The sequence below is a fragment of the Providencia sp. PROV141 genome (genome assembly GCF_028481645.1).
Taxonomy (GTDB): Bacteria; Pseudomonadota; Gammaproteobacteria; order Enterobacterales; family Enterobacteriaceae; genus Providencia; species Providencia rettgeri.
In genome coordinates this window covers 295034-320399 of record NZ_JAMPPR010000014.1, presented here as the reverse complement: position 1 = coordinate 320399, position 25366 = coordinate 295034, and the positions used below count along the sequence as shown (strand labels likewise).

21 protein-coding genes are annotated in these 25366 nt (G+C 39.0%); 16 read left to right on the top strand and 5 right to left on the bottom strand.

What is annotated here, in order from left to right:
* Positions 1-2: 2 nt before the first annotated feature.
* Positions 3-734, bottom strand: a complete 732-nt coding sequence (locus tag PSF09_RS10095) for an IclR family transcriptional regulator (RefSeq protein ID WP_036959022.1) — start codon at positions 732-734, stop codon at positions 3-5.
* A 158-nt stretch (positions 735-892) separates the two neighbouring features.
* Here PSF09_RS10095 and trmN point away from each other — a divergent pair, with 158 nt between their 5' ends.
* The gene (gene trmN / locus PSF09_RS10090) at positions 893-1627 is read left to right on the top strand and encodes a tRNA(1)(Val) (adenine(37)-N(6))-methyltransferase TrmN (protein ID WP_272665924.1); all 735 of its coding nucleotides are present in this window, start codon (positions 893-895) and stop codon (positions 1625-1627) included.
* A gap of 31 nt (positions 1628-1658) precedes the next feature.
* Here the strand turns inward: trmN and nadB are convergent, their stop codons facing one another.
* Positions 1659-3254 carry an L-aspartate oxidase gene (gene nadB, locus PSF09_RS10085; protein ID WP_272683843.1) on the bottom strand — a complete coding sequence of 532 codons (1596 nt, stop codon included), beginning with the start codon at positions 3252-3254 and terminating at the stop codon, positions 1659-1661.
* 384 nt (positions 3255-3638) lie between these two features.
* On the opposite strand from nadB, the gene rpoE reads away from it, so the two are divergent.
* The 11 genes from rpoE (at position 3639) to acpS (ending at position 13536) form a co-directional block, all read left to right on the top strand.
* A complete protein-coding gene (rpoE, locus tag PSF09_RS10080) occupies positions 3639-4217 on the top strand; it encodes an RNA polymerase sigma factor RpoE (protein ID WP_004912810.1) in 579 nt (192 codons plus the stop codon).
* A 58-nt stretch (positions 4218-4275) separates the two neighbouring features.
* The gene (gene rseA, locus PSF09_RS10075) at positions 4276-4899 is read left to right on the top strand and encodes an anti-sigma-E factor RseA (protein WP_272683842.1); all 624 of its coding nucleotides are present in this window, start codon (positions 4276-4278) and stop codon (positions 4897-4899) included.
* Entirely contained in the window at positions 4899-5849 is a 951-nt protein-coding gene (gene rseB, locus PSF09_RS10070) for a sigma-E factor regulatory protein RseB (RefSeq protein WP_004912804.1), read from the top strand. Before rseA ends, rseB begins: the two co-directional genes overlap by 1 nt.
* 3 nt (positions 5850-5852) lie before the next feature.
* On the top strand, positions 5853-6317 hold the full coding sequence (gene rseC, locus PSF09_RS10065; RefSeq protein WP_272665921.1) for a SoxR-reducing system protein RseC: 465 nt from the start codon (positions 5853-5855) through the stop codon (positions 6315-6317).
* A 400-nt stretch (positions 6318-6717) separates the two neighbouring features.
* Positions 6718-8511 carry a translation elongation factor 4 gene (lepA, locus tag PSF09_RS10060; protein WP_210837135.1) on the top strand — a complete coding sequence of 598 codons (1794 nt, stop codon included), beginning with the start codon at positions 6718-6720 and terminating at the stop codon, positions 8509-8511.
* 17 nt (positions 8512-8528) lie between these two features.
* Positions 8529-9494 carry a signal peptidase I gene (gene lepB / locus PSF09_RS10055; RefSeq protein WP_004912796.1) on the top strand — a complete coding sequence of 322 codons (966 nt, stop codon included), beginning with the start codon at positions 8529-8531 and terminating at the stop codon, positions 9492-9494.
* A 306-nt stretch (positions 9495-9800) separates the two neighbouring features.
* The gene (gene rnc, locus PSF09_RS10050; protein ID WP_210837126.1) at positions 9801-10481 is read left to right on the top strand and encodes a ribonuclease III; all 681 of its coding nucleotides are present in this window, start codon (positions 9801-9803) and stop codon (positions 10479-10481) included.
* Positions 10478-11386, top strand: coding sequence for a GTPase Era (gene era / locus PSF09_RS10045; RefSeq protein ID WP_272665920.1), 909 nt, complete (start codon positions 10478-10480; stop codon positions 11384-11386). The genes rnc and era overlap by 4 nt, the downstream gene beginning before the upstream one ends.
* An 11-nt stretch (positions 11387-11397) precedes the next feature.
* Positions 11398-12126 (top strand): DNA repair protein RecO, encoded by a 729-nt coding sequence (recO, locus tag PSF09_RS10040; RefSeq protein WP_198641507.1) that lies wholly within the window; start codon positions 11398-11400, stop codon positions 12124-12126.
* Positions 12127-12412: 286 nt separating this feature from the next.
* On the top strand, positions 12413-13144 hold the full coding sequence (gene pdxJ, locus PSF09_RS10035) for a pyridoxine 5'-phosphate synthase (RefSeq protein WP_272683841.1): 732 nt from the start codon (positions 12413-12415) through the stop codon (positions 13142-13144).
* Positions 13144-13536 (top strand): holo-ACP synthase, encoded by a 393-nt coding sequence (gene acpS / locus PSF09_RS10030; protein ID WP_210837131.1) that lies wholly within the window; start codon positions 13144-13146, stop codon positions 13534-13536. Before pdxJ ends, acpS begins: the two co-directional genes overlap by 1 nt.
* A 422-nt stretch (positions 13537-13958) precedes the next feature.
* Here the strand turns inward: acpS and PSF09_RS10025 are convergent, their stop codons facing one another.
* On the bottom strand, positions 13959-14219 hold the full coding sequence (locus PSF09_RS10025) for a YfhL family 4Fe-4S dicluster ferredoxin (protein ID WP_272665918.1): 261 nt from the start codon (positions 14217-14219) through the stop codon (positions 13959-13961).
* Positions 14220-14746: 527 nt separating this feature from the next.
* Positions 14747-15199, bottom strand: a complete 453-nt coding sequence (locus PSF09_RS10020; RefSeq protein WP_272665917.1) for an XRE family transcriptional regulator — start codon at positions 15197-15199, stop codon at positions 14747-14749.
* A 184-nt stretch (positions 15200-15383) separates the two neighbouring features.
* Between PSF09_RS10020 and leuE the strand changes: the two genes are divergently transcribed.
* Positions 15384-16031 carry a leucine efflux protein LeuE gene (leuE, locus tag PSF09_RS10015; protein WP_272665915.1) on the top strand — a complete coding sequence of 216 codons (648 nt, stop codon included), beginning with the start codon at positions 15384-15386 and terminating at the stop codon, positions 16029-16031.
* Positions 16032-16127: 96 nt separating this feature from the next.
* Positions 16128-16610 carry a tRNA adenosine(34) deaminase TadA gene (tadA, locus tag PSF09_RS10010; RefSeq protein ID WP_272665914.1) on the top strand — a complete coding sequence of 161 codons (483 nt, stop codon included), beginning with the start codon at positions 16128-16130 and terminating at the stop codon, positions 16608-16610.
* A 40-nt stretch (positions 16611-16650) separates the two neighbouring features.
* On the opposite strand, the gene mltF is transcribed toward tadA, so the two are convergent.
* Positions 16651-18315, bottom strand: a complete 1665-nt coding sequence (mltF, locus tag PSF09_RS10005) for a membrane-bound lytic murein transglycosylase MltF (RefSeq protein WP_272665913.1) — start codon at positions 18313-18315, stop codon at positions 16651-16653.
* 270 nt (positions 18316-18585) lie between these two features.
* Between mltF and purL the strand changes: the two genes are divergently transcribed.
* Both purL and PSF09_RS09995 read left to right on the top strand, forming a co-directional pair.
* Positions 18586-22473 (top strand): phosphoribosylformylglycinamidine synthase, encoded by a 3888-nt coding sequence (gene purL, locus PSF09_RS10000; RefSeq protein ID WP_272683840.1) that lies wholly within the window; start codon positions 18586-18588, stop codon positions 22471-22473.
* A gap of 263 nt (positions 22474-22736) precedes the next feature.
* Entirely contained in the window at positions 22737-25346 is a 2610-nt protein-coding gene (locus tag PSF09_RS09995) for a calcium-binding protein (protein ID WP_272683839.1), read from the top strand.
* Positions 25347-25366: the final 20 nt, after the last annotated feature.

Genomic DNA, 25366 nt, shown 5'->3' with positions numbered 1-25366 from the left:
AGTTACTCCAAGTTAATTAATTTAGTGATGTTATGCGCTGTTTGGCGGGTGTGCGTGATAAATTCATCTACGCGATGTGTAGAGCGGAATTCAGGAGCCATAACTGAAACGACAGCTAACACATCATTCCCTTTGAAAATAGGTGCAGATACCCCCAGTACGCCTTCATCGATTTCACTCACAGACATGCCGTAACCTTGCTTGCGTATCTGTTGTAAATCTTGTTGTAGCTTTATTTTTTGTTGTTCAGTGGTTAACTGTTTTGTATGAGCTTCAAGTACTTGGTTTTGATAGAGTTCATGACGAAAAGCCAACAACGTTTTCGCACTTGCTCCCTTAACTAAAGTATTGCCTCGGCCAATAATAAAAGAACAGCGTAGCGCTTGTTCACTCTCAATCATGTCGACACAAATGGTCTCTCGTAAATTTGAGGTAATAATCGCCACCGTTTCTTGGGTTTTTTTCGCTAAAGTTTGCAGTTCTTGTTTAGATGCGCTCATCAATAAACTGTGGTGATAGTATTTTTCTTGATTTTTGATACTCTGCGAGCCAACACAGTATGTGCCATATTGTTTTGCGTGAGATACAAATTCCCAATCTATGAGAATTGTCAGTAAACGATAGACGGTTGATAATGGGATCTCTAACGCTGATGAGATAGACTGTGGCGTCACTGGAGATGCGCAAGTTGTGATGTAAGACAAGATGTCTAAGGTTCTATTTATACTGTTCATGGCATCTCCTTTTTTTCGAACTTATCAGTAAATTTTTTTCGTCTCAAATATAATTCCCATAATATGAGAATTATATTGTAGCAAATAGGTTAAATTATGACTTTTATTTGCTTAGAATGAGAATATTCGAACAAGTATTAGCCAATTAGAGTGTTTGCATGTGTAAGCAAAAAAAGAATTACCGTAAAGGCGGTTTTACATTTAAACAGTTTTTTGTGGCTCATGACCGATGTGCGATGAAAGTGGGGACGGATGGCGTGCTATTGGGGACTTGGGCTCCTGTGGACGGTGTTCAGTCTGTATTAGACATTGGAAGCGGTAGTGGGTTAATCGCCTTGATGTTAGCGCAAAGAAATACAAAGTTACGTGTTGATGCGGTCGAATTAGATAACGATGCGGCAGTGCAAGCACAGGAAAACTTTACTGAGTCGCCATGGGCTGAGCGTTTGCATGTTATCAACCAAGATATTGTCAGCTACAGCCAGTTACATTCAGCTCAATATGATTTGATTGTGAGCAATCCACCGTATTTCGAACCTGCGGTTGCGTGTCGGGATGAAAAACGAGACCAAGCGCGATATACCGCGACATTAACTCATGATGTATTATTAGAAAGTGCAAAATCCTGTCTTACATCTCATGGGCTATTTTGTTTAGTGCTGCCCTACGAGGTTGGTAAAAAAATACAGAAGATGGCTGAGAATTCAGGCTGGTTTACCGCTTTTCGCGTTAATGTTAGTGATAAACCTACAGCGGCTTACCATCGCATGCTATTAGGTATTCAACGGCAAGAGACACAAGCTCAAGTGACATCGCTGGCACTCAAAGATGAAAAGGGTGAGTATACTGATGAATTTCGTAAACTAATTCAGCCATTTTATGTAAAATACTAAAGCCGGCACTTAAGGCCGGCCAAAGTTCTGGTTATTCAGGCTGTAAAATAGTGGGGCCTGAATTAGGAAGTGGTTCTGGGTAATCTAAGGTGTAATGCAATCCTCGGCTTTCCCTACGCTCTAATGCGCAGCGAACCATTAATTCAGCGACTTGTACGAGGTTTCGTAGTTCCAATAAATTATTTGAGATACGAAAGTTGGCATAATAATCGTGAATCTCTTGTTGAAGTAAATGGATGCGGCGTAATGCACGTTCAAGGCGTTTAGTCGTTCTGACGATCCCCATGTAGTCCCACATAAATAGGCGTAATTCATGCCAATTATGTTGAATAACTACCTGTTCATCTGAGTTATGTACTCGGCTTTCATCCCACTCAGATAAATAGGGAATATCATCGATCTGTTTGATCGTTTTATTAATGTTTTCAGCCGCCGCCCAACCATATACCAAGCATTCTAATAGCGAATTGGATGCCATACGGTTTGCACCATGTAAGCCAGTGTAGCTCACCTCACCAATTGCATAGAGATTCGCGATATCAGTCATACCTGTTTCATCGACAATTACACCACCGCATGTGTAATGGGCCGCTGGGACGATAGGGATGGGCTCTTGAGTGAGGTCTAACCCTAAAGTCATCAATTTCGCATAAATAGTCGGGAAATGGTTTTTAACGAAATCGCTAGGTTTATGGCTGATATCCAAATACATGCAATCAGCACCAAGGCGTTTCATTTCATGGTCAATAGCACGTGCAACGACATCGCGAGGGGCAAGTTCACCGCGATCGTCGTGATCTGGCATAAACCGGCTACCATCAGGGCGCTTGAGGTAAGCTCCCTCACCACGTAATGCCTCAGTTAATAAAAAATTACGGGCTTGTGGGTGAAATAAACAAGTTGGGTGAAATTGATTAAACTCAAGGTTAGCAACACGGCAGCCAGCTCGCCAGGCCATTGCAATGCCATCACCAGAAGAAATATCTGGGTTAGTCGTATATTGATAAACTTTAGCTGCTCCACCCGTGGCGAGAACAATCGTTTTCGCTCGAATGGTTTCAACTTGCTCTTTTTGGCGGTTCCAAACGTAAGCACCTAAAATTCGTGGTGATTCAGCTGTGCTAGAAAGGATCAAGTCGACGGCATTATAGCGTTCTTTAATATGAATGTTTGGGTGAGCAAAAGCGAGATCGACTAACGTGGTTTCAACTTCTTTTCCTGTCGCATCAGCATGATGGAGAATTCGTCGGTGGCTATGGCCGCCTTCACGGGTCAAATGATACTGTGTTTCGCCGTTCTCGGTAATTTCAGTATCGAATAACACACCTTGGTCGATAAGCCATTGCACACAATGTTTTGCATTGGAGGCAATAAACTCAACGGCTTCTTTCTGGCAAATACCTGCACCAGCAATTAGTGTATCTTCTACATGAGATTCGATGCTGTCAGTGTCATCAAAAACTGCAGCAATACCGCCTTGTGCGTAGTAAGATGCCCCTTCGCTAAGGCTGCTTTTACTAAGAATGGTCACTTGATGAAAGGGGGCGAGCCGTAAGGCAGCTGAAAGTCCTGCGACACCACTCCCAATGATTAAAATATCAGTGTAATGCTGTGTGGATTCGTTCATAAGTGTTTGCATGTATATAATAGTATGTATTGAGTTTTTTATGTTAGCCTATCGAGTGTCCTATTGCTATGAGTGGATGGCTGTTAAGGTACAGTATATTGACCTAGCGCTACTTACGTATTCAAATGGTTTTAGTGTGATAGCTATCGCATTCGTGCCTAAAATCTGTATGCTGTCTTATGGGTCTTGTAGTTAGTTGTTTTAATAAGGATCTTTAAGATCACCCAAGTAATTTTTTCATCAGTTTTGTAAATTTTTGACTATTTTTTTAGATTAAATTGAACTTCAACGAGTTCTACTACTCAAAGTAGTGCTTGCTTTAGGAAGGGAGAACATGATCAAGTTAACATATTATCGGCCTGAATTCGGGAGATACTTCCTGGAATGAGCGAGCAACTGACCGACCAGATTTTGGTTGAAAAGGTACAAAAAGGCGATCAACAAGCTTTCAACTTATTGGTGATAAAATATCAGCATAAAGTCGCGAGCTTAGTATCTCGCTATGTACCGCAAGCAGATGTGCCTGACGTTGCGCAGGAGTCTTTTATAAAAGCTTATCGCGCCATTGGTTCGTTTCGTGGTGACAGCGCATTTTATACTTGGCTTTATCGGATTGCGGTAAATACAGCTAAAAATTATTTAGTTGCCCAAGATAGACGCCCTCCTGCGTCGGACTTGGAAGCGAGTGATGCAGAAAACTTTGAAACCGCGAGTGCCTTAAAAGAAATTTCGAACCCAGAGAACTTAATGTTGTCTGATGAATTAAAGAAAGTTGTTTTCCGGACCATCGAATCGCTGCCTGAAGATCTTAGAATGGCAATTACGCTCCGCGAGTTAGATGGTTTGAGCTATGAAGAAATCGCAGAAATAATGGACTGCCCAGTTGGCACCGTACGTTCTCGTATTTTTAGGGCAAGGGAAGCGATTGATAATAAAGTTCAGCCACTGATTCAACAGTATTAGTATGTTAAATCAGTCAATTAAACATAATTGTGATGCAATTAACTGAAGGTAATTGGGCATGCAAAGAGAGAAACTTTCCGCAATGATGGATGGCGAAGTACTAGACTTAGAACTAGTCAGCGCCATTTCACGTGATTCAACGTTAAAACAACGTTGGGAGAGCTATCATCTTATTCGTGATACTCTACGTAACGATACTAGTGAAGTCATGCATTTTGATATTGCAAGTAAAGTTGCGGCAGCATTAGAGAATGAAGCTGTGCGTATTAATCCTCAGGTAGTTGTCGAATCGCAGCCAGAGCCTGCGACTTGGGGAGCTTTCCCATTCTGGGGTAAAATTCGTCCTTGGGCGAGCCAGTTAACTCAAATTGGTGTTGCAGCCTGTGTGTCTTTGGCTGTCATTGTTGGCGTTCAACAATACAACCAAAGTAATGCGGTTGACTCACTGGTTGATGAGCCAATGTTCAATACCATTCCTGTTGGCAGCGGGGCGCCAGTTAGTTTAAATATCTCAGATAACCAATTATTTGGTAATGAGCAGCAACTTCAACAAGTTGAACAACAAAATCAACGCATTAATGCGATGCTGCAACAGTATGAAATTGAAAGACGCTCGATGCTCAACCAGCAATATCAAGAGTCTGCACAACCTGTGTCTTCAGCAGGAGTTAAATTGCAATAATGAATAAATGGTTATCCGTCATCTGCCTGACGGGCAGCCTGATTATTTCTAATCAAGCTTCGGCATCTGAAATAGATGCCGATGTTCTTTTTAAAGAAATGGGAAATGCTGCCCAGAACCTCTCTTACGAAATGTCTTATATGACATTCAGCCCGCAATCAATAACACCGGTACGTTATCGCCATGCCATCATTAATGGTGAACCAGTTTCACAAATGATCCAAATGGACTCATCGCGTCGTGAAATTGTTCAAAAAGGTAATAGTATTAGTTATTTTGAACCTGGTTTTGATGCATTTAGCTTAAATGGCAAATATATAGTTGATAATTTGCCATCAGTAGTTTTTGCCAATTATCAACAAATTAAACCTTATTATAATTTTATTGATGCGGGACGTACCCATATTGGTGATAGGCCTGCGTTAGTGATTCGCATAATATCGAAAGACAATTCGCGGTTTAACTATGTAGTATTAATCGATGAAGAAACGAAATTGCCATTACGTATCGACCTTCTCGATAATAATAGCCAAACATTAGAACAATTTCGTGTGATCTCGACGGTGCTAGATAGCCAAACAGTGAAAGACTCATTGCTCGCATTAAGTAAGGTAAATATGCCTCCATTATTGATTTCCCCTAAAAATGGAAATCCTTCTTTTAAATGGCAAGTTGGCATGTTACCTCCTGGTTTTGAAGAAATATCCCGTTCTTCGCGAAAATTAGCTGAAGACGACGTAGTAGAAACCGCAATGTTTAGTGATGGTTTATTTACCTTTTCTGTAAACGTGACAAAATCGACTAAAGGCCCGTTACTTGATCAACCGCTTCAAAATGGGCGTCGTACTATTTATACGATGACGCAAAAGCAAAATGTTATCACTATCATTGGTGAATTACCGTTGGCAACAGCGCAAGTGGTAGCAGGTAGTATTCAGTTTCGGGAGTAAATTATGGTAAAAGAGTGGGCAACAGTAGTCCGTTGGCAAAACGGTAGGGCTTTATTGCGCTACGGTTCTTCGTCCGGCTGTGGCAGTTGTGGTGCTCGTAAAACCTGTGGTTCTTATGCTTTAAGCAAAATAGGGCCAAATACGGAACATGAATTAGAAATTGCGATTGAACAACCGTTAGTTGAAGGGCAAAAAATTGAAGTGGGCATCCCGGAGGGAAGCTTGATCCGTTCAGCGCTATTAGTTTACTTAACACCTATTTTGGGGTTGTTTATTTTTGCAGGATTGGCGCAGGCGTTTGATTTTGAGCAGTTCTGGATAGCGATTTCAGGTGTAATTGGTGGTACTATTGGCTTTTATATCGCGCGTAGACTAGCCTCAAATTGGCGTGATGATGAAGCTTTTCAACCTGTTGTTTTACAGATAGGGCTACCTCCGAGTGAGCTTTCAGTACAAGTTAATTACTAAATTTCAATATGTTGAGTTAGAAGGTTAATTTGATATTGTCAATAGAAAGGGGAAACTTAAGTTTCCCTTTTTTGTGGATTAGAGTTAACAAACAAATAGTATTATGGCGAACAAAGCTATTAACCAATTTTGTCTGTTTTGAGTTAGAAATTACAATAGATTGACTAGGGCTATAGAAGTGGTTGGTGTGAGTTGTATTAATGATGAATCACGGCAACTAATCTATTAACCTGATGCAGGTTTACAGTTGTTTTACATTGAATCTTTGTGTTAGCGGGTTCTTATATGTAAAATGCAGCTAATTAACAATCTTGTGATAATCATAGCATTTTAGTTTTGTTGCAATATTTGCACAAAGCTGATTTTGTAAGGCAATTTAAAAGAAGATATTACCTTGAAAATCAATAATATAAGAAATTTCTCCATCATTGCACATATCGACCACGGCAAGTCGACCTTGTCAGATCGCATCATTCAAATTTGTGGTGGCTTAACCGACCGCGAAATGGCGGCACAAGTTTTAGACTCGATGGACTTAGAGCGTGAGCGTGGGATCACTATTAAAGCACAGAGCGTAACGCTTGATTATAAAGCTTCAGATGGTGAAACTTACCAATTAAACTTCATTGACACACCGGGTCATGTTGACTTCTCTTATGAAGTGTCTCGTTCATTAGCTGCCTGTGAGGGTGCTTTGCTGGTGGTTGATGCAGGGCAAGGTGTTGAAGCTCAAACTTTGGCAAACTGTTATACCGCTATCGAGATGGACTTAGAAGTTGTTCCGGTCTTAAATAAAATTGACTTACCTGCTGCCGATCCTGAACGTGTTGCCGATGAAATCGAAGATATTGTCGGCCTTGACGCACATGATGCGGTTCGCTGCTCTGCAAAAACCGGTGTTGGTGTTCAAGATGTGATTGAACGTCTTGTTAAAGAAATTCCACCACCTGTTGGTGATGCAGATGCTCCGTTACAAGCACTGATTATTGACTCGTGGTTTGATAACTATTTAGGCGTTGTTTCCTTGATCCGTATTAAAAGCGGAACATTGAGAAAGGGCGATAAAATTAAAGTTATGAGTACAGGGCAAGTGTATAACGCGGACCGCCTTGGAATTTTTACACCGAAGCAAATTGACCGTGATGTATTAAGTTGCGGTGAAGTGGGCTGGTTAGTTTGTGCGATTAAAGATATCACTGGCGCCCCAGTTGGGGATACATTAACTGGCGCTCGCAACCCAGCAGATAAAGCGTTACCTGGGTTTAAAAAAGTTAAACCACAGGTATATGCAGGATTATTCCCTGTCAGTTCTGATGACTATGAATCATTCCGTGATGCATTAGGTAAATTGAGTCTAAATGACGCATCTTTGTTTTATGAACCAGAAACTTCTACTGCGTTAGGCTTCGGCTTCCGTTGTGGTTTCCTTGGTTTACTGCACATGGAAATCATTCAAGAACGTTTAGAACGTGAATATGACCTTGATTTGATTACCACTGCACCGACTGTTGTGTATGAAGTGCAGCAAACTAACGGTGATATAGTGTATGTCGATAGCCCATCTAAGCTACCGGCATTGAACAATATTGAAGAATTACGCGAACCAATCGCAGAGTGTCACATGCTGATGCCTAAAGAATATTTAGGTAACGTTATTACACTTTGTATTGAGAAGCGTGGCGTTCAGACCAATATGGTCTATCATGGTAATCAAGTATCGTTGACTTATGAAATCCCAATGGCAGAAGTGGTATTGGATTTCTTCGATCGCTTAAAATCAACGTCTCGTGGGTATGCATCTTTAGATTATGCATTTAAGCGCTTCCAAGCATCAGATATGGTGCGTGTTGATGTTCTTATTAATAATGAGCGTGTTGATGCTTTAGCCTTGATCACACACCGTGCGAATTCTCAATATCGCGGTCGTGAACTGGTCGAAAAAATGAAAGAGCTAATTCCGCGTCAGCAGTTCGATATTGCGATTCAAGCAGCGATTGGTAACCATATTATTGCTCGTTCTACAGTTAAACAATTGCGTAAAAACGTACTTGCCAAGTGTTATGGTGGTGACGTTAGCCGTAAGAAAAAACTGTTGCAGAAGCAAAAGGATGGTAAGAAACGTATGAAGCAAGTTGGTAACGTTGAGCTACCACAAGAAGCGTTCCTTGCTATATTGCATGTTGGTAAAGACTAAGTTTACAAGGAGCCTCAATGGCTAACACCTTTGCCTTGATCCTAACACTGGCAACATTAATCACAGGGATTATATGGTGTTTAGACAAGTTTAAATTTGCACCTGCGCGTAAAGCAAAACTCAAGCAGTTACAGGATGCAACGAATGGCGCCGTGAGTGAAGCGGATGTGGCAAATGCTGTCCGCCGCCCATCATGGCTTGAAACAGGGTCGTCTATTTTCCCTGTGTTGGCGATTGTACTGATTGTGCGTTCATTTATTTATGAGCCATTTCAAATACCTTCAGGGTCAATGATGCCAACGTTGTTAGTTGGCGATTTTATGTTGGTTGAGAAATTTGCTTATGGCTTAAAGGACCCAATTACACAAACGACATTAATCGAAACGGGTAAGCCGAAACGTGGCGATATCGCAGTTTTTAAATACCCAAGAGATCCTAATGTTGATTTTGTCAAACGAGTTATTGGAATGCCGGGTGATAAAATTATTTATAACCCAGATGCAAAGGAATTAACAATTTACCCGAATTGTGCAGATAACAAATGTACAGAGACCTTACCTATTGTTTATGGTCCTCTGGCGCCGAGTGAATGGACAATGTTCCTTGATATCGGTTCTGTTGTTGACAACCAAAAGGGAAATTATGAAATTCCATTAGACCAACCTTTACCAAGGAATGCACTGCGTCAGTATGAGCGTAGTGAAAAGCTGGATACGGTTGAGCATCAAATTTTAATTATTCGTCAAGCAATTACTGAAGCTAAATACCTGCAACCAGGTATGCCAAAGAATGAATGGATTGTTCCTGAAAAGCACTATTTTATGATGGGTGACAACAGGGATAATAGCTCTGATAGCCGTATGTGGGGCTTTGTACCAGAAGAAAATTTAGTTGGTCGCGCAGTATTTATTTGGTTAAGTCTTGATAAACAAGAAAACGAATGGCCGACAGGTATTCGCTTTAGCCGAATTGGTCCACTATAATTTGATTAGTGGCCCTACTAGCCAAACGTTGAAAATGCGGGTTTTCGTTTGAAAATCCGCATTATCCGAAGCATTATTGTTTTACCCGGTGTACAATATAGATTAATTAATATTATTGGCTCCCCAATTATTAACTCTCCCATTTTAACTTATTGTAACTAATGAATTTTTATAATTAGTTCCACTGAGCTGTAAAATATATGGAAGGATAAGGAGTCAGTGCAAACGCAACAGTTTTGTAAAATAATGTATTTTACAGGTCTGTTGCGTGTGCTTTTTTATCAAATAAAAAATGGTTGGGCGCACATGAACCCCTCTTTATTAGAAAGATTACAGCGTAAGCTTGGTTATCAATTCAAACAGAATGAGTTATTAATTCAAGCATTGACGCATAGAAGTGCAAGTAGCAAACATAATGAGCGTCTAGAGTTTTTAGGTGACTCAATTTTGAGTTTTGTGATTGCAAATGACTTATACCACCGTTTTCCAAAAGTAGACGAGGGCGATATGAGTCGTATGCGAGCAACGCTTGTACGTGGAAATACATTAGCAGAAATCGCACGTGAATTTGAACTCGGTGAGTGTTTACGTTTAGGGCCGGGGGAATTAAAAAGCGGTGGTTTCCGTCGCGAATCTATCCTTGCTGATACTGTTGAAGCACTGATCGGTGGTATTTTTTTAGATAGTGATATCCAAACGATCGAAAGAATTATTTTAGATTGGTATCAAAGTAGACTGATTGAGATCAGTCCGGGTGATAAGCAAAAAGACCCTAAAACAAGGTTACAAGAATATCTGCAAGGGCGCCATTTGCCACTACCTAATTATTTGGTTGTTCAGGTTAAAGGCGAAGCTCACGATCAAGAATTTACGATCCACTGCCAAGTTAGTGGTATTGACCAACCTATTAATGGTGTTGGCTCAAGCCGTCGTAAAGCAGAGCAAGCAGCAGCAGAGCAAGCATTGAAAATTTTGGAGCTTGAATGAGTGAATTACAATCCCACTGTGGTTTTGTTGCCATAGTTGGACGGCCAAATGTTGGTAAATCGACATTATTGAATCAATTACTGGGGCAAAAAGTTTCGATTACTTCGAGAAAGCCACAGACGACTCGCCATCGTATTATGGGGATCCATACAGAAGATAATTACCAAATTATTTATGTTGATACCCCAGGACTTCATATTGAAGAAAAACGTGCAATTAACCGCTTAATGAACCGTGCTGCATCCAGTTCAATTGGTGATGTTGAATTAGTTATTTTTGTCGTTGAAGGGACTAATTGGACCGCTGATGATGAAATGGTATTGACTAAGTTATCTAGTTTACGTTGCCCCGTTATATTAGCAATTAACAAAATTGATAATGTGACTGATAAAACGATACTATTGCCTCATATCAGTATGATCAGTCAGAAAATGAATTTTTTAGATGTCGTTCCGATTAGTGCTGAAAAAGGTACTGGTGTGGATACAATTGCTAAAATTGTTAAACAGCATATCCCTGAAGCAGTACACCATTTTCCGGAAGATTACATTACTGACCGTTCGCAGCGTTTTATGGCATCTGAAATTATCCGTGAAAAGCTCATGCGTTTCTTAGGTGACGAACTACCATATTCGGTGACGGTAGAAATTGAGCAATTTAAGGTGACAGAGTCAGGTATTTACCATATCAATGGCTTAATTCTTGTTGAGCGTGAAGGCCAGAAGAAAATGGTTATTGGTAACAAAGGTAGCAAATTGAAAACCATTGGTACCGAAGCGCGAATTGATATGGAAAGAATGTTTGATAACAAGGTGCACCTTGAGCTTTGGGTTAAAGTGAAATCAGGCTGGGCTGATGACGAAAGAGCATTACGTAGCCTAGGTTATGTTGACGACCTAAAATAGTAGGTGGCAAAGTGAGTGGTTGGCAGCGTGCGTTTGTACTCCATTCAAGGCCTTACAGTGAGACGAGTTTATTGCTCGATTTCTTTACTGAAGGCGAGGGGAAAATACGTTTACTTGCAAAAGGTGCTCGCCGTAATCGCTCACCATTAAGGGGCTGCTTACAGCCCTTCACACCTTTGCTAATCCGTTGGGGAGGCAAAGGTGAAATCAAAACCTTAATTAATGCAGACCCGGTTTCTTTAGCCCTCCCTTTAACAGGAACCGTTCTATATAGCGGTTTATACCTTAATGAATTAACCGCGCGTGTATTAGAATTTGGTACACCCTATTCTGCGCTATTTTTTGATTATCTCTCCTGTTTACAAATCCTTGCTGCAAGTGAGCACACTCCCGAATTTGCCTTGCGTCGCTTTGAACTAGCCTTGCTTTCTTACCTTGGCTATGGTGTTGATTTTTTACATTGTGCTGGTAGTGGAGAACCTGTTTCTGACACAATGACTTACCGGTATAGAGAAGAAAAGGGATTTATTGGTAGTTTGGTTGTTGATCAACTTAGTTTTACGGGTAAACAACTTAAAGCACTGGCGAGTCGCGAATTTCCTGATGCGGATACGCTTAAAGCAGCAAAACGTTTTACTCGACTTGCTTTAAAGCCGTATTTAGGCGGTAAACCTTTAAAAAGCCGAGAATTATTTCGCCAGTTTACTTATTCGCCTGTTGTGCAGAACAAACAGAGTTGAAATTGTTTTTAATTTTATTTTTACCTAGTTTGTTATACCGCTAATACCGCTATATATCCTTTTCTCATGTATCTTTTTAGCTGAACTGGCTTTATCAAACAATATATTTTTTTGTCGATATAAAATCTTACGAAGCGCTTCGCAAAAATAAAATACAACGACTGAAATAGGGTATGAATATTGGAATTTACTTCGAATGATGAGAGATTTATTCCCTCAACACAGGAAATTACAGTAGGATAGTAGGCAGATAAGTTTATTAGCGTTTACTAATGGGGAATAAAAAATGGCAGAGCTTTTGTTAGGCGTAAATATTGACCATATTGCAACGGTTAGAAATGCAAGAGGAACCCAATACCCTGATCCAGTACAAGCTGCGTTCGTTGCAGAACAAGCGGGAGCTGATGGTATCACCATTCATTTACGTGAAGACCGCCGTCATATTACAGATAGAGATGTCACATTGCTAAATGAAACCATTCAAACTCGAATGAATCTTGAAATGGCGGTAACGGACGAAATGGTAGAGATTGCTTGTCGTATTAAGCCTGCATTCTGCTGTTTAGTACCTGAAAAACGAGAGGAAGTGACCACGGAAGGTGGCTTAGATGTCGCAGGGCAAAAACAGAAAATTGCAGATGCTGTTAAACGCCTCACGGAAGCGGGTATTTTAGTTTCATTGTTTATTGATGCAGACCACGCACAAATTGATGCTGCGCAAGCGTGTGGTGCTCCGTTTATTGAAATCCATACAGGAGCTTATGCAGACGCTAAAACAGAACAGGAGCAAGAACTGGAGTTTCGCCGTATTCATGATGGTGTTATATATGCGGCGAGTAAAGGAATTAAAGTCAATGCAGGTCATGGCTTAACCTATCATAACGTTCAACGTATTGCACAGTTGCCTGAAATTTATGAGCTTAACATTGGTCATGCAATTATTGGCCGAGCATTGTTCAGTGGGTTAGCTCAAGCCGTAGCTGATATGAAAAAAATTCTGTTGGAAGCGCGCAAATAATGGCAATTGTAGGGTTAGGTACAGATATTGTGGAAATTGCTCGTATTGAATCTGTGATTGAACGTACAGGTGACAGCCTTGCGAAACGAATTCTAACGGAGGCTGAGTTAGTCCAGTACCAACAACAATCAAAACCAGCTCGCTTTTTAGCAAAACGCTTTGCAGTTAAAGAAGCGGCAGCTAAAGCACTAGGTACGGGGATCCGCAATGGCCTTGCGTTTAACCAATTTGAAGTTACTAATGACAAGCTTGGGAAACCGTTATTGAGTTTAAGTGATGAGGCATTAAAGTTGGCTAATTGTATACATGCAACACACTTTCATGTTTCGATAACCGATGAACGGCATTATGCGGTAGCTACCGTGATAATTGAAAGCACTATAAAAAATTAAAGTATTTCTAATCAGTAGAAAAATATAGGTTATTTACTGCTTGTTTTATTAGGTAATAAATAACCTATTAAAATAAAAGATATGTTATCTAAAATAAAATAATTATTGTAAGTTGAATATTTATGCTTGAAGTTATGTAATCAAATGAGATTTCAATCAGTCAATAAAAAACGGACTAGCTAATAATATGTAATTTTATAATCATTTTGGTTATTATATTTATTGAAGAATTTATTTTAATAAAATATATAGTATTGTGTAGTTTATTGTTTTTGTTGTTAAACAGCGACAATGGGTTGTATAAATTAAAATTTACACAACCCTAAGCTAAGTAAGAACCCATCATGGGAGGTAAAATATCACTAAAGGTTAGCATGTTGTATTCATTCATAATAATGAACTCTTAACATGATATTAGAAATTTAAATTTTGTCTGCGTGGTGAATCATGACAAATTTATCCCATAGCTGCTCTTGGCTTTCGATATGATGAGGATCAATAATGATAGTATTGTTTATGGGGCATACTGATTGGCAGGTAGGCTTATCATAGTGTCCTACACATTCAGTGCATAGGTTTGAGTCAATCTCATAAATTTCATTACCCATAAAAATTGCATCATTTGGGCATTCAGGTTCGCACATATCACAATTGATACAGCGTTTTGTAATTAATAAAGACATATCAGTGACTTATACTCTACTAAGTTAAAAAATAGTAACTTATACCTTGCACCTATTCGTTACTTCTATTCGATTCTTGTGTTTTTGTGCAACCATTTTACATTGAAATGTTTGAAAAAGTAATACTAAATTACAATACTTATTTTTATATTGTTTAAACTTGAGCTTTGTTTAAGTTTATTTTTATTCAGAATGGTTATTTTTCTATGAAAAATAGAAATCCACAAAAGAAGTTGTTTAGTTAAGTTTATGGAAATGCATCGTTTGATGTTATTAATGAATTTTTATTGCTATTTAATAGTAGGTTTTATTTTCAATAAAAACCAAAATATATTTATAATGGGAAATCTTTATTTAAAAATAAATTTAAAATAGATTTTTTTAGCATTAAAAATGCTTGATGTTAATCGTATTGCTTATTCATATTTTACGGTTTTTATGGTGAAATATGATTATTTATATCAATAAGGGCCTTTAATCAGACCCTTATCCATTTTAAATTTTAACCTAAATATAATTCGGTGTTATTATTCCTCTATTGAATAGCTATGGATTTTCCAGTTTTTATCTTTTTCTGCTTGGCTATATATATGAATAAGACCATTAGCGACATAAAGCGTTGCTGATTGAATTGTATCTCCAACGTTGAAGTTATCAATAAAGATCGGTTGTATACCAGCTTTATCATCTATTTGGTACAATTCGACAATTTTTTCATTTAAATTATACCCATATAAGTACTGTTTGTTTTTTGCCGAATCATAGAATGCTTGAATATTACTAAGGTAGGATCTTAGTTTCCCTTTTTGTACTGGTGCATTCGGGTCAACTTTACCATTATCTGCCATAGAATATACAACGTAAGTTTTATCTTTTGAGTGACCTAAAAAGTAATTACGTTTAGCGGCACTAAAAGTCATCGTTGTTGGATAGAAATCTTCGAATGCACCATTTTGTACTAAGGTTCTAATAATAAGCATATATTTATTCCTTTTGTTGTTAATAATGAATAACAATGTGATTGCCTAGTAATCATAAATAAATAAGTTTGATTTAAAATAATCTTTATTATTAGTTCATTTCATATATCTAATTAATTGAATAAATATTCACAAAGAGTGAAAGTTATGATAAAAATAATAAAAAAGATAAAGGGTCAAAAATATGTTCGAAAATCTTGGTGTTCTTAACTTCTGGACTTATTTGGCAGGGTTAGTTTTAATCATTATTGTACCAGGACCTAACTCATTATATGTATTAAAAACAAGTACATCGAGTGGCACTCGGTTTGGTTATCGAGCTGCTCTAGGGGTATTTACTGGAGATGCAATATTAATTTTTCTGTCATTTATTGGTGTCGCTTCAGTGATTAAAGCATCTCCAACATTATTTATGATAGTTCGCTATTTAGGTGCGGCTTATCTACTATATTTAGGCAGTAAGATTTTATATAGCACATTTATGCGTAAAAAATCGAAGCCAGACGGTATTGACGCTATCCCAATTAAAACAGAAAAACACTTTACTCGTGCCTTAGTGCTGAGCTTAACAAACCCGAAAGCAATTTTATTTTATATTTCTTTCTTTATACAATTTGTTGACTTTAATTACTCACATGCATGGGTACCTTACCTTGTACTTGCGACGATTTTAGAATTAGTGAGCTTTTTATACCTGAGCTTATTGATTTTTAGTGGCTATTTGATTGCGCGTTTTTTGCGTGAAAAACAACTCCTTGCAAAGCTTGGAAATTGTACGGTAGGCGCCTTCTTTATGGGGTTTGCAGCTAAATTAGCAATTTTTAGCAATTAAAATTAGGTTGTTATTACAGAGATAAAAGCATTTTAATTGCGGTCATTCTAACATTTGAGGATAATCGCGTGTAAAACGCATTGACCAGAGGTAAGAGTGACGCAAATAGAAATTGATGAGTATTGGATGCAACAAGCCATTGAACTTGCGCTAACAGCACAAGATCTCGGTGAAATTCCTGTTGGTGCGGTCTTAGTTAAAGACAATCGTTTAATTGCTTCGGGCTGGAATCGTTCTATTATTGACCATAATCCAACAGCACATGCTGAAATTATGGCTCTGCAACAAGCAGGGCAAGTGTTGTCAAATTATCGGCTATTGGATACCACATTATATGTAACATTAGAGCCTTGCATTATGTGTGCAGGCGCGATGATCCACAGCCGTATTAATCGTGTCGTTTATGGTGCTAAGGATTTTAAAACTGGCGCTTGTGGTTCCTACCTAGATATTATGGGGCAAGCAGGGCTAAATCATTATGTGGATGTGACTGGTGGTGTTCTAGAAGAGCAATGTTCTTCAATGCTGAGTGCTTTTTTTAAATTGCGTAGAGCGCAAAAAAAAGAACAAAAGCGCTAACACAGTAAAATTTAGCGCACTTATTTTATTTCAGCATGATTTATAGTGGCTTTTCAGGTGCTTTTGGTGGTGAGATAGGTGTTTCATCATCGGCTTCATCAGTATGTTGTGATGGGTGTAATGAAAGTAAATATTTTCCTAATGGCAGCCTTTTTTCATCAAGAGTTTTAGATGGCTGCGCCGCAGAACTCATTTTCCCTAGATTGGTTACACTAACTTTGTCAGGAATAGGGGATTGATTTTGCATTGCTTGAGATTCTATTTTGGTATGGCTCTCAGGCGAAATCAAATAAATAAGTGACTTTTGCGCAATATCAAGTGCATGCTGCTTTCTTTCTTGGCTTTGTAAGTAACCCACTAAACTTTGATGATAACGACGAATATTCTCAACGTAACGATAAGCTTCGTGGCCACGTGCATAACCATAAGTGAGTTGTGAGTAATATTTTTTCTGCGTCAATAGAGGTAAACGGGCTTTTACATCTAACCACCGGTTAGGGTCTCCGCCTAACATTTCAGTTAATTTACGGACATCCTGCATATGCCCATACCCCATATTATAGGCTGAAAGGGCAAACCAGATACGGTCATCCTTTTCGATGGTTTCAGGTAAACGCTCCATAATATAAGCAATATAAGCGGCGCCGCCCTTTATGCTTTCTTCCGGATCTAACCTATCCGCAATACCCATTGTTGTTGCGGTTGGCTTTGTTAGCATCATTAGCCCGCGCACCCCTGTAGGTGAGGTCGCTAAAGGATCCCAATGGGACTCTTGCCATGCAATAGCCGCTAATAATTTCCAGTCAATTACCTGAGCATATTTTTCAAATAGGGGTTGATACTCGGGGAGTTTATTATCAATGGCTTTAATAAATGCCATTGTGTCGAAATAATCGAAAGACTCTACATGGCTGAAATATTTTTCATTAAGGCGCGCGAGTAACTCGCTTTCATGGCTGATGTTGAAGAAATCAAGCAACGCAGCATCTAAACTGTTTTCTTTACTACGACGCATATACCAAGTAACAGCATGATCATCCAATAAATCAAAAGCAACCGCTAATTGCGGGTGAATACGTTGCTGTAGTGCAACTGCAATAGAGTCTTCTAATGTGTAGTCAACCTCACCATCGGCAACCATTTCAAGGATTTGATTAGTATTGTATTTTGAGGTTTCTTCCCATTTTAGGTTTGGGTATTCTTTAGCGAGCTCTTTCAAGGTACTTGCATGCGCCGTACCCGCCGTCACCAATAATTTACCATTTATTTCATTGAAGTTTTTGGGGCGATTTGTTCCTTTGCGATAGACGAGTTGTTGAGTGACATTGAGATAACTTGGACCTGTTTTCGTTTTAGCTAAACGGTCTTTGTTATACAGTAAACCCGCAACCGCGATATCGGCATCGCCATTTTCAAGGTCATCAAATATTTGCTCGAATGTTGGGCGAATGGTTATCTTGAGTTTAACTCCTAAGTATGAGGCAAAGCCTTGAGCTAGCTCGTAGTCGAACCCACGCAGCTGTTTTTGCTCATCAATATAGATAAGTGGCGAGCTAACGGCACTAATACGTAATTCACCTTGAGAAATAATTTTATTAATTTGTGAATTCTGCGTATTGGGCCAGCGGACGTTAAAACCGATGACCATAGTTGCTAGTAGCGCGATGACCACGATAATTAAATAGTTAACTTTTAAGTTATTCAAATAATAGTTTCTCGTGCATTGACTGGTGCTGTATGTCCATAAAAGAGTATGGCTAAGTAATGGTTATAATTCCAGTAGTCGGCTATTTTGCTCAACATTTAGGAACGGTGCAACCTATATTATCGTATTTAGCACAGAATAATATTTAACTAATCGCTTCATTTTTAATCACGCAAACGGTTTCGTATTGATGAACATTGCTTTATAATGTGTTCCGGTTTCCCTGCTTTCATGTTCAGGGCTGGCGTTTAAAAGAGAGAAATTAAGACGATGGAAATTTTGCGTGGTTCACCTGCTCTATCAGCATTTCGTATTACCCGCCTTTTGGCGCTGTTTGTAGAAAAACAGCTTCCTGTCACGGATATCTATGCTGAATATATGCACTTTGCTGAATTATCAGCGCCGTTGAGTGATAGTGAGCAAGGCAAACTGAGCAGTTTGTTAAAGTATGGTCCTTCTCTGGCTGAGCACGACCCATTTGGTAAGCTTATTTTAGTCACTCCTCGTCCAGGAACTATCTCTCCGTGGTCTTCAAAAGCCACCGATATTGCACATAACTGTGGCCTTGGCCAAGTAAAGCGTATTGAACGTGGTATTGCTTATTATGTTCAAGGTGATGCATTGACCCAAGAACAGTGGCATGAAGTGATCGCCATTTTGCATGATCGCATGATGGAAAGCATTTTCTCTTCTTTTGAACAAGCGAGCGCACTGTTTGTGCAGCAACAGCCGGCACCAATGAAATCCATTGATGTGATTGCGGGTGGCCGACTTGCATTGGAAACAGCAAACAGGGAAATGGGCCTAGCGTTGGCTGATGACGAAATTGATTACCTGTTAGAGGCGTTTACGGGGCTAAAACGTAATCCAACGGATGTTGAGCTCTATATGTTTGCGCAAGCGAACTCTGAACATTGCCGCCACAAAATCTTTAATGCAGACTGGGTGATTGATGGTGAAGAACAACCTAAATCACTGTTTAAAATGATTAAAAATACGTTTGAAAAAACACCTGACTATGTTTTATCTGCTTATAAAGATAATGCTGCAGTTATGGAAGGTTCGTCTGTTGGCCGCTTTTTTCCTGAACCTCAAGGACGTACATACCGCTACCACCAAGAAGATGCTCATATCTTAATGAAGGTGGAAACTCATAACCATCCAACAGCGATTTCACCATGGCCAGGAGCAGCAACAGGCTCTGGCGGTGAAATTCGTGATGAAGGCGCAACAGGGCGCGGCGCGAAGCCAAAAGCCGGTTTAGTTGGTTTTTCTGTTTCTAACTTACGCATTCCTGGTTTTGAACAGCCTTGGGAAGAAGATTTTGGTAAACCAGAGCGCATTGTGACGGCTTTGGATATTATGATGGAAGGGCCATTAGGTGGTGCAGCATTTAATAATGAATTTGGTCGCCCTGCGTTATTAGGCTATTTCCGTACCTATGAAGAAAAGGTCAATAGTCACAATGGTGAAGAGCTTCGCGGCTATCATAAACCGATTATGTTAGCAGGTGGCATAGGAAATATCCGTGCAGATCACGTGCAAAAAGGTGAAATTACGGTCGGTGCCAAACTTATTGTACTGGGTGGCCCTTCGATGAATATCGGGTTAGGTGGTGGAGCCGCGTCATCAATGGCATCTGGTCAATCAGACGCAGATCTCGATTTTGCTTCGGTACAACGTGATAACGCAGAGATGGAACGCCGTTGCCAAGAAGTAATCGACAGTTGCTGGCAGCTTGGTGATGATAATCCTATCTTATTTATCCACGATGTGGGCGCGGGCGGTTTATCGAATGCCATGCCAGAATTGGTGAGTGATGGTGGCCGTGGTGGGCGTTTTGAATTACGTAAAATACTGAATGATGAGCCAGGCATGAGCCCGCTAGAAGTTTGGTGTAACGAATCACAAGAACGTTATGTGATGGCGGTTTCACCTGAACAGCTTCCTGTCTTTACGGCGATTTGTGAACGTGAACGTGCACCGTTTGCCGTGATCGGGGAAGCCACTGAAGAGCGTCATTTAATATTGAATGATGAACATTTTGCTAACCAACCTATTGATATGCCTCTGGATGTTTTACTAGGTAAAACACCAAAAATGCTGCGTGATGTAACAACATTAAAGGCAGAGCCTGATTCATTAGATAGAACAGCGATCAATTTAAATGAAGCGGTTAAACGTGTTCTACATTTACCTGCAGTTGCTGAAAAAACATTCTTAATTACCATTGGTGACCGCACCGTTACAGGTATGGTTGCACGTGATCAAATGGTTGGCCCATGGCAAATTCCTGTTGCTGACTGCGCGGTCACTACCGCTAGCTTAGATAGCTACTATGGGGAATCCATGTCAATTGGTGAAAGAACACCGGTGGCATTAGTGGACTTTGCTGCATCAGCACGAATGGCAGTGGGGGAAGCATTAACTAATATCGCATGTTCTTATGTGCAAGATTTAAAACGCGTTAAATTGTCGGCTAACTGGATGGCAGCGGCGGGGCACCCTGGTGAAGATGCGGGTCTATATGAAGCGGTTAAAGCGGTGGGGGAAGAACTTTGCCCTGCATTAGGTTTAACTATCCCAGTTGGTAAAGACTCCATGTCAATGAAAACGCGTTGGCAGCAAGATGGCGAAGAACGCGAAATGACCTCGCCACTTTCTTTGGTGATTAGTGCATTTGGCCGTGTTGAAGATGTTCGCTTAACAGTGACACCTGAATTAAAAGTAACTAATGATAATGCCTTGTTATTAATTGACCTTGGGCAAGGCAATAATGCGCTGGGCGGCTCTGCGCTGGCACAGGTATATCGTCAGTTAGGTAATAAAGCCCCAGATGTACGCAGCCCTGAAGTATTACTTGGCTTCTTTAATACAATTCAGAAGTTATTATCAGAGCAAAAACTTCTAGCCTACCATGACCGTTCAGATGGTGGTTTATTCGTCACTTTAGTAGAAATGGCTTTTGCGGGTCATTGCGGTATTAATGTTGATATTAGCTCTTTTGATGAAGACACGCTTGCGGCGTTATTTAACGAAGAGTTAGGGGCAGTCATTCAAATTAATGAAGCCGATAGAGCGTATGTAGCAGAATGTTTCGAACTAGCAGGGTTGGCAGGTTGCGTTCATTATTTAGGTTCTGCAATACATGATGACGCCGTGATTATTAATAGTCGAGATACGGTTGTATATCGTGAATCACGTAGCTTATTGCGTCAATGGTGGGCTGAAACTACTTGGCAAATGCAACGCTTGCGTGATAACGAGGTTTGTGCAGACGAAGAGCATGCGATGAAGCAGGATAACCAAGATCCTGGCTTGAATGTGAAACTGACGTATGACATTGAAGAAGACATCGCAGCGCCGTTTATTTTGTCAGGTGCGCGCCCTAAAGTGGCTGTTTTACGCGAACAAGGCGTGAACTCGCATGTGGAAATGGCTGCTGCTTTTGACCGTGCTGGTTTTGATGCGGTTGATGTGCATATGAGTGATTTACTTGCAGGTAACTTATCTTTGGAACAATTCCAAACATTGGTGGCTTGTGGTGGTTTCTCTTATGGGGACGTATTAGGTGCGGGTGAAGGTTGGGCAAAATCTATTTTATTCAATAATAAAGTTCGTGATGAATTCGCTGCGTTTTTCAACCGTCCTGATACCTTATCACTGGGGGTATGTAATGGTTGCCAGATGATGTCAAATTTACATGCGCTGATCCCAGGAGCGGAATTCTGGCCGCGTTTTGTACGTAACCGTTCAGAGCGTTTTGAAGCGCGCTTTAGCTTAGTTGAAATTGCGAATAGCCCATCGTTATTACTGCAAGATATGGCAGGCTCTCGTATGCCTATTGCCGTTTCTCATGGTGAAGGACAAGTGGAAACACGTGCAGCTGCACATTTACAGCAACTGGAAGATTACGGGTTGGTGGCGATGCGTTTCGTGAATAACTATGGTCAAGTGACTGAGCAATATCCAGCTAACCCGAATGGGTCAGTTAATGGTATTACTTCTGTGACATCGAAAGACGGCCGTGCAACGATTATGATGCCTCATCCTGAGCGTGTTTTCCGTACGGTAAGTAATTCATGGCACCCAGAGAATTGGGGGGAAGACAGCCCATGGATGCGTATTTTCCGTAATGCACGTAAACAATTAGATTAATGAGTATTTTAATAAATTAGCCGCTGAGCTAAATTGAATGCAAGCACGCTATCGTTAGGTATAAAACTAAAACGATAGCGTGCTTTTTTATTATTTAAATATTAATTAATTTTAAATTGGTTTTATGAATGAATCTCTTGATATATCAGATTAACTTTTTAATTAAAAAATGAATTAAATGTTAAATTATTGAATGCTAAATACGGCTAATTCAATTAATGGATTAGTCGTTTACATTCAAATAAAATTTAACGAGTATTAATATGAATGCTATAAATAAATTGAAGGAAGTTATTCATTTAAATAAGACAGTCGTAGGTTTAAATTATCGTGATAAAGGAGACGTATACATTAATTTAATGAAGGAAAACCTTGAGTTAGGTGAAGGTAAAGGGCATGAAGTCAAATTGGAATATACTAATAATGTGTTTTTTTCAGGGGGAATTGAATCCAATTTATTTATAAAAGGGAATAAAAACAATAATGTATTAGATGCGGGTGTAATGAAAGCGTCTATTAATGGATACGGCGGGAACGATCATATTATTTTTAGCTCGGGTGTTGCGAGAGGCGGGGATGGTGATGATAATTATTATTTACGCCGTTATCAATGGAAGAATGTTAAAAATAAAAGTATAACTAAATTAAATGCAAGAATCGTTGAGAACACAAAAGATAAGAGTGATGTTCACTTAGGGTATACTTTAGAGGAAATAGTTAACGTAAAACGCATAGATAATGACCTAGCATTAACAATAAAGGCAAAATCGCCATATAAAATCTCAGATGTTTTAGAACTAAATATTACATTAAAAAATGCTTATCAAGATACTTTAAATGGAAAAAAACTAAAACATCATTACCAGCTCTATACACATGATGGGTTTTGTTTAAATCCGATTTTAAATAACAATAGTGATAAGAAAGATTTGGAAAAATTTTATGAGATTACCTATCTTCAAGATAATGATTATCTTAAGAGAAGTGATGAAAGTGATAAAGTCAAAATAAATCAAGAAAAGCAAAATATAATCATTAATAATCATGGATATTTTTCTCCTTCCTGGGGTGATTTCAATTTTAATGGAAATATTAAAAACCTAACTTATACAGGTAGTGATCATAATGACCATTTAGTTATGGTTAATAGGAATAGCTATATTATTGCTACAAAGGGGAATGATATTTACCAGTTAAAACACAGTGATCTTGTGCCCTCGGAATTGGTTATTGACCTTGGTAATATGAAAGGGAATGATGGCCGTAAAAACAGTATTATTATAAAATTACCTGATGAATATGAAGACCAGTTACGTACAGATGGTCAATCAATATACGTTACTAATATTTTCGATGATAGAAAACTGGATATAAAATTTGTTGGCTATGAAAATAATGAATTTCAGCATATATATATTAAGGATGCAAATGATAATTTAATTAAGATTAATTTAAATAACGAAGGGCATGAAATAGCAACTAAAAAGATAACCAGTTTATTTACTGAACAATCGGATAAATTCAACCTTAGAAGGAAAGGGGACTATCTAGAGGCTATTGTTGATGCATTAGATGGGGATGATTCCATTTATAATCATAGTGGATTTGGAATGATAGCTAATGGCGGTAATGGTAATGATAAACTTATAGCATATAAGGGGATGAATGTTTTATATGGTGGGTCGGGGAATGATGTTATAGATGGAGGTATGCAAGGAGACTTATTACTTTCGGATTTAGGTGATGATATTTTAAATGGTAATGATGGGAATGATCACTATATTGTTGATGGTTCCAAAGGTATCGGAACAACAATTATCAATGATAATAAAGGTATCGGAACAACAATTATCAATGATAATAAAGGTATTAATAACATTCATTTAATGTATTTTAATAAAGAATATAAAGAAGTAGAAGAGAATGGAATAAAGTATCAGGTTTTCACGTCAGTTTCAAAATTACGTGAGGTAAAAATAAAGAAAATATCATCTAATGAAATAAATAAAAATCACATTCATCATTATGACAGGCTTCCTGATAATATTCCTAACGATGTCAAAGAAAGTATGAGCCATATGGTAAGGTACCTGGCTGAGCAAAAAAAATTCTGGGAAAGAGAGTATCCACTAATACCTTGGCAGCCGATATTTGAATTTAAAGGTTTTTTTGAAAACACAAATTACTCAATAAGAGATTTATCTTCACTAGAGATTAATATTAAGAAGGATTCAAAACCTTTTCAGTTAGTTATGAGTTTAACTGGCAATCAACATAAAGTAGTCGATAAAAGCAAACACGGACGGGTATTTAAAGCAAAGATGGATATAGGAAGTGTATCTGTTGTACACAATAATGCTGGCCATAATGTTTTGTATGCTGAAGAAGGAAATATCGATTTATCCGGTGGTGATGGAAATGATGTGCTTATTGCTAATGGTCATAGTGGGGAATTAAGTGACCAAAAAGGAGAGAATACGTTTATTGTTAATGGGGAATTCGTAGGGAAGAGTATTATAAATCACTATAGTGATAAAGACACGATACACTTAATTAGCTTTAATAGAACACCAGAAATCTTAGAACCTGATGACCGAAATGAAATAGCCCGCCATGTGTACAGTTCAGAGTCCGGTTATAAAGTTACGCTTATCCAGCGTAAAAATAACCAAGCGCCAGTTGTTGTCCATCATAATTCATTACCCGGTACGCGAAAATATACAACAGCTCAAAAGCTTGATTATTTAGTGAATACTTTAGCTGAAATGCGGTTACAAGATGAATATAACAGCGTTGGGACTCTTGATTTTGAAAGAATAAATAGTGATTGGCAACCCGTTCAGCTTGTGAACGATTTTTTGTCGAAGGGATAAGTATAAAATGAATAGTATGT

Coding starts and splice junctions, on each gene's coding strand:
- rseC (WP_272665921.1), top strand. CDS start 5,853: ATGGTAAAAGAGTGGGCAACAGTAGTCCGTTGGCAAAACGGTAGGGCT.
- acpS (WP_210837131.1), top strand. CDS start 13,144: ATGGCAATTGTAGGGTTAGGTACAGATATTGTGGAAATTGCTCGTATT.
- nadB (WP_272683843.1), bottom strand. CDS start 3,254: ATGAACGAATCCACACAGCATTACACTGATATTTTAATCATTGGGAGT.
- PSF09_RS10025 (WP_272665918.1), bottom strand. CDS start 14,219: ATGTCTTTATTAATTACAAAACGCTGTATCAATTGTGATATGTGCGAA.
- trmN (WP_272665924.1), top strand. CDS start 893: ATGTGTAAGCAAAAAAAGAATTACCGTAAAGGCGGTTTTACATTTAAA.
- rseB (WP_004912804.1), top strand. CDS start 4,899: ATGAATAAATGGTTATCCGTCATCTGCCTGACGGGCAGCCTGATTATT.
- rseA (WP_272683842.1), top strand. CDS start 4,276: ATGCAAAGAGAGAAACTTTCCGCAATGATGGATGGCGAAGTACTAGAC.
- rnc (WP_210837126.1), top strand. CDS start 9,801: ATGAACCCCTCTTTATTAGAAAGATTACAGCGTAAGCTTGGTTATCAA.
- purL (WP_272683840.1), top strand. CDS start 18,586: ATGGAAATTTTGCGTGGTTCACCTGCTCTATCAGCATTTCGTATTACC.
- PSF09_RS10095 (WP_036959022.1), bottom strand. CDS start 734: ATGAACAGTATAAATAGAACCTTAGACATCTTGTCTTACATCACAACT.
- leuE (WP_272665915.1), top strand. CDS start 15,384: ATGTTCGAAAATCTTGGTGTTCTTAACTTCTGGACTTATTTGGCAGGG.
- era (WP_272665920.1), top strand. CDS start 10,478: ATGAGTGAATTACAATCCCACTGTGGTTTTGTTGCCATAGTTGGACGG.
- pdxJ (WP_272683841.1), top strand. CDS start 12,413: ATGGCAGAGCTTTTGTTAGGCGTAAATATTGACCATATTGCAACGGTT.
- PSF09_RS09995 (WP_272683839.1), top strand. CDS start 22,737: ATGAATGCTATAAATAAATTGAAGGAAGTTATTCATTTAAATAAGACA.
- rpoE (WP_004912810.1), top strand. CDS start 3,639: ATGAGCGAGCAACTGACCGACCAGATTTTGGTTGAAAAGGTACAAAAA.
- lepB (WP_004912796.1), top strand. CDS start 8,529: ATGGCTAACACCTTTGCCTTGATCCTAACACTGGCAACATTAATCACA.
- PSF09_RS10020 (WP_272665917.1), bottom strand. CDS start 15,199: ATGCTTATTATTAGAACCTTAGTACAAAATGGTGCATTCGAAGATTTC.